Here is a 4,836-nt window from a genome sequence, read left to right on the forward strand (position 1 = left end):
GGCCCACACGGCGCATGTTCTCATACATCACATCATAGAGCGCTTTGTTGGGCAAAAGGTTAGAGTAACCGCCGGTGATTTGCACTTTCACCGATGTCTCGGTCATAAGCGCAGCACCTTCTGCAATCTTCTGCACGCGCGCGAACACCCGCTCAGCGTCTTGTACGCTCGGAGAACGAATAGAATAAGATGATTCAGCATACGCCTGCACTACGTTGGGGAACTCACCGCCGGCGTTGATGATGGCATAGTGGACGCGAGCATTGGAGGGTATGTGCTCGCGCATGTAGTTGACACCAACATTCATTAACTCGACTGCGTCAAGCGCGCTGCGCCCCAAATGGGGATCCGCTGCCGCATGCGCCGCGCGACCCGTAAAGGAGAAACGCGCCCACTTTGCAGCGTTCGAGGATTTAGTCAGCACTTCGTTAACCACCGCTGGATGCCAGCATAAGGCGGCGTCGAGATCGTCAAAGGCGCCGGCTCGGGCCATAAAGGCCTTGCCCCCTCCAGCTTCCTCCGCCGGGCAGCCGTAAAAGCGCACCGTACCTTCAATGCCTTCAGATGCGATCGCATCCTTTAATGCAACTGCTGCAAGCGCGGAGCCTGAACCCAGAAGATTGTGCCCGCAACCATGACCTGGCCCACGCGCGGTCGATGAGCTCAGTTCAGTTGCGCCTGAGACTTGAGCAAGATCGGGAAGCGCGTCGTATTCGCCGAGGATGCCAATGATGGGGCCGCCCTCGCCGAACTCGGCGACAAAGGCGGTAGCAATGCCGCCGACGTTCGTCGTGATGCGAAAGCCTTCGCGCTCGAGCATAGCGATGTGCTCGACAACCGAGCGATGCTCCTCAAATGCCAATTCTGGCATTGCCCATATGCGGTCGCTTAAGGCGCAGTACTCGGCAGCTTTCGCGTTTACGCGGCGGACGATTTCATCAAGGCTGAGAGGGTCGTTTTGCATACTTCTAAATCCCTTGAGGTTTATGGCTAATTGTTCGGATGGCCGTATCCGGAAGCATTCAATTTCCCTGGTAATTTTTCGGCTGTCCGGCGATCCTGCCAATGTGCGCGGGCGACAAGGTAGGCCGTTCTGCGCACCGACTGAACTTTCAAGGGTCGAGATGCCCCCAACCCGGAGGTCAGCTTAACTTTCGGTGATGACGGGCCGCTCGCCGCCACGATACAGCACAGCGCGCAGGTGAGGACACTCAAAGGTTTGCAATCTATTTGCGTCGAGTTCGAAATATCCTCGGCCGTTGGCCTTCAACCCTTCTAAATCATTCAACGAGAGTCGGCCGGATTCTTACGCAACGAACTACGCGGGTAGCGCGAAGCGAGGGTCGAGCATGTCACGCAGGCCATCACCGATCAAATTGACGGCCAATACTACAGCCACGATTACGAGGCTTGGGTACAATATTAGGTACGGCGCGATCAGAGCAAACGAACGACCTTCAGCGACGATATTGCCCCAACTTGGGTTCTCAGGTGGAACACCGACGCCCACAAAGCTCAGGTAGGCTTCATAAAGAATAGCCAGGCCACAGATATAGGTTGCTTGCACGGCGATTGGGGCCAACGCGTTCGGCAAGATGTACTTGAACAGTAGCCGCAGAGGACTAGCGCCGTAGGACCGCGCCGCCTCTATGAAGACCTGCTCGCGAAGCGTCAGCGTCAAGCTTCTAACCAATCTTGCAACACCGGGCACTTCCGGTATCGCCAAAGCCAGGATTACGGTCAAGACCCCGCCACCGAAGATCGTCGCCAAGGCAATGGCGAGCAGGATCCCCGGTATCGCCATGATGCCGTCCATGACCCTCATCAAGATCTTGTCTGATGCCTGCCCGGCTCCTGCGACAAGACCCAAGATTGTTCCGGCTGTTGTAGCCAGAATCGCAGTGGCCAGTCCAATCGCGAGCGAGACCCGCCCGCCATAAAGCACACGGGTGAAAATGTCCCGCCCGAACATGTCGGTGCCCAACAAATGGGTGCTACTGGGCGGATTGAGTCTCAACTCCGGACTTATCGCCAAGGGATTAAGATTGGCTATCCCAGGACCTAGATAGGACACTAGCACAACCGAAAGCATGAAAATCACGGCGACACGCACCGACGTCGGCAGGCGCGTCATATGCGGCCACAACAGAGGAAATGTCATACGGTTCACTCCTCAAGTATATTTAATTCTCGGGTCCATTAGGGGATACGATAGGTCCACCAGCAGATTTACCACGACATACACGCACGCGCTTATCAGTAGGACCCCCTGAATGACCGGAACATCCCTGTGCTGGATGGCTTCCACGAGCAGACTGCCGACCCCGGGAATTGCGAAGACGGCCTCTGTTATGACCACGCCACCAAGCATGCCGGCGAACGACATTCCAATCACGGTGGCCAGGGGTACGGCAATCAGCTTAAGGCAGTGTCGAACGAGGATCGTGAATTCGTCGAGACCTTTCGCCCGCGCGACACGGATAAAGTCCTGGTTCAGCACTTCGATCGCGCTCGCTCTAGTAATCCGGGTGATGAGTGCTGTTTGCGCAAATCCCAGCATGGTTGCGGGGAGAAGCACATGCCGCAAGACCTCGGTCACACCGCTGTCGAGTCCTGGGAACCCGGAGACCGGCATGGATCCAAAGTACACACCGAAGATGAATATCAGCACATACCCGATTAGAAAGGGAGGGATCGCTGTGCCCGCTACCCCAAAGAGCGATACTAGGCGATCAGCGACGCCCCCTCTTCTTTGTGCTGCCAACAATCCCAATGGCAGCGATATGGTAACCTGAACCACAGTTGCCGCGATGGCGAGAATAAGCGTGGGTTCTACTCGCGACAGGATGAGATTGAATACGGGTTGTCTAGAAAAGATCGAGTTCCCCAGGTTTCCCCGGACGATATTCGTCAACCAATGAAGATATTGGACAACCAGCGGATCATCGAGATGAAGGCTCTCCCGGATAGCCGCGATCTGTGCCGGCGTGGCGTAGTCGCCCGCCAGCACAGCCGCCGCATCTCCAGGGCTCAGATACGTCAGACCGAAAACTATGGCGGTCACGACCCCCACCACCGGAATGACGGAAAGCACTCTGGTAATGAGATACCTGATCATATTTACCTCACGAACCGTAGACGCGATGCGCTACTGGCCCTTCCGCCGGATGTTCCAGAAATAGGCATAAGGTGCCTCGGGATTGAACCCCTCGAGGTCGGCGCCATAAACAGTCGGAATGCCGTACTCTCCCGTCATGACAAAGGGAAAGTAGGCTGATGCGCGGGCTTGGAGGTCAAAAGTAATTTTCTTTTTCTCGTTCTCGTCGACTGCGCTGGCGAAGGCAGCTCTCAGTTTCTCGAGCTTTTCATCGCAAGGCCAACCAAACCAAGCCTTGTCGCAGTTCGCGGCCAGCATCAAATGGGTGATCGGGGAGCTGGCAGGTCCCACCTCCATGTAGGTAGGGAACAGGTTCCACCCGCCTTCAGAAGCTGGCGCCTTAGACGTGCGGCGCGACGTCACGGTAGCCCAATCCATCGCTTGAAGGTCGACTTGGACGCCAATCTTTCTCAACTGCTGTGCCAAGTACAGTGATCTCGCGTGGGCCTCCGCCCAATCGGTTAGATCGAAAATGACAATCGGCTTCCCATCGTAACCGGCTTCTTTGAAAAGCTCTTTAGCCTTGTCAAAGTCCGCGGCACCCCGGTGGCCGCTATAGGCGGACTCGTCGCCATACTTCCCCTCGCAAGTAAGATAAGCATAGCACGGATGCCAGAATTGCGGGTCACCCACAGAAATCTGCATGACCTCCTTTTGGTCGATGAGATAGGTGAGAGCTTCAGTCGCCTTGATGTTGTTGAACGGTGGCACCTCGTGATTCACCACGAAAAGGCTCTGCACGAAATAACCTTTCGAGACCACGAGCTTCGGATCTTTTCGCAGCGCCAAGGCGTTGTCGATCGCGGGAGTTAGCCAGATATCCTGTTTGCCGGTCAGCATCGCTGCCATCGCGGTGTTTGGGTCGGGAATGTAAGAAACTTCAATCTTGTCGAAAGTTGCCTCTTTCTTCCCCCAATAGAAGCTCGGCGGGTCGTTGCGCGGAGTGTAGAAGGAGTTCTTGGTGTAAACCGGCGTTTGCCCTGGCTTCCAGGTCGAGAAATCGAACTTATAAGGACCAGAACCGGTTGTATCGGTGAGTTGTTCCGTGGGCGGCAGGGAGGCGACCCGCTTGGGCATTATGAAAGGGACGTTGCCCTCAGTACTGGCAAGCGCCGAGGGAACGTCGAACGGCTCGCTAAGTTCAATCCGAAACGTCAGATCGTCGACTTTCACCATGTCCTTGGTCCGTGATCCAAGGAGACCACCGACCACATCCCGAGACTCCCAGCGCTTCAATGACTGGATGACGTCGTCAGTGGTGATTGGAGCTCCGTCGGAGAATTTCAAGTCCTTGCGGAGCGCGATTGTGTAAGTCTTCTTGTCCGAGCTTACATCAACTTTGTCGACCATTTGGGGACGAGCCGTGCCGCTGCTGTCGAATTCGAACAATTTGTCGTAAATGAGATATCCATGGATTTGCGTATCTCCCGATGTTGTCACAATGGGATCAACAATTTTCAGGGCGCTTCCCTCTATTATGCGCAGCGTGTCCGCCTCCGCTGAACCGACGGATAAAACGCCGACAACAGCAGTTGTTACTAACCGACGCACTGCAGCTGTTCTGGACGTCCATGTCATGAGCTTAATCGTCATTTTCGTTCCCTCTAGTTGTTTAAAGACCAATAGGCTGTAGTGCCCATTGGGTTCTCCTGCTCCCATTCCTCGCCCCAAATCATGAC

The 4,836-nt window shown here is 55.4% G+C and carries 4 protein-coding genes; all 4 read right to left on the reverse strand.

The features are described 5' to 3' along the window. A partial coding sequence (locus EOA24_RS27565) for an amidohydrolase (RefSeq protein WP_133374635.1) occupies positions 1 to 964 on the reverse strand: 964 nt, incomplete at its 3' end. 354 nt (positions 965 to 1,318) lie between these two features. After that, positions 1,319 to 2,161: an ABC transporter permease gene (locus tag EOA24_RS27570; protein ID WP_127410268.1), complete on the reverse strand. Its 843-nt coding sequence runs from the start codon at positions 2,159 to 2,161 to the stop codon at positions 1,319 to 1,321. A 12-nt stretch (positions 2,162 to 2,173) separates the two neighbouring features. Then, positions 2,174 to 3,118 (reverse strand): ABC transporter permease, encoded by a 945-nt coding sequence (locus EOA24_RS27575; RefSeq protein WP_127410269.1) that lies wholly within the window; start codon positions 3,116 to 3,118, stop codon positions 2,174 to 2,176. A 30-nt stretch (positions 3,119 to 3,148) separates the two neighbouring features. Next, on the reverse strand, positions 3,149 to 4,816 hold the full coding sequence (locus tag EOA24_RS27580) for an ABC transporter substrate-binding protein (protein WP_245501864.1): 1,668 nt from the start codon (positions 4,814 to 4,816) through the stop codon (positions 3,149 to 3,151). Positions 4,817 to 4,836 lie beyond the last annotated feature (20 nt).

It is taken from the genome of Mesorhizobium sp. M2A.F.Ca.ET.039.01.1.1 (assembly GCF_003998035.1).
GTDB lineage: Bacteria > Pseudomonadota > Alphaproteobacteria > Rhizobiales > Rhizobiaceae > Mesorhizobium.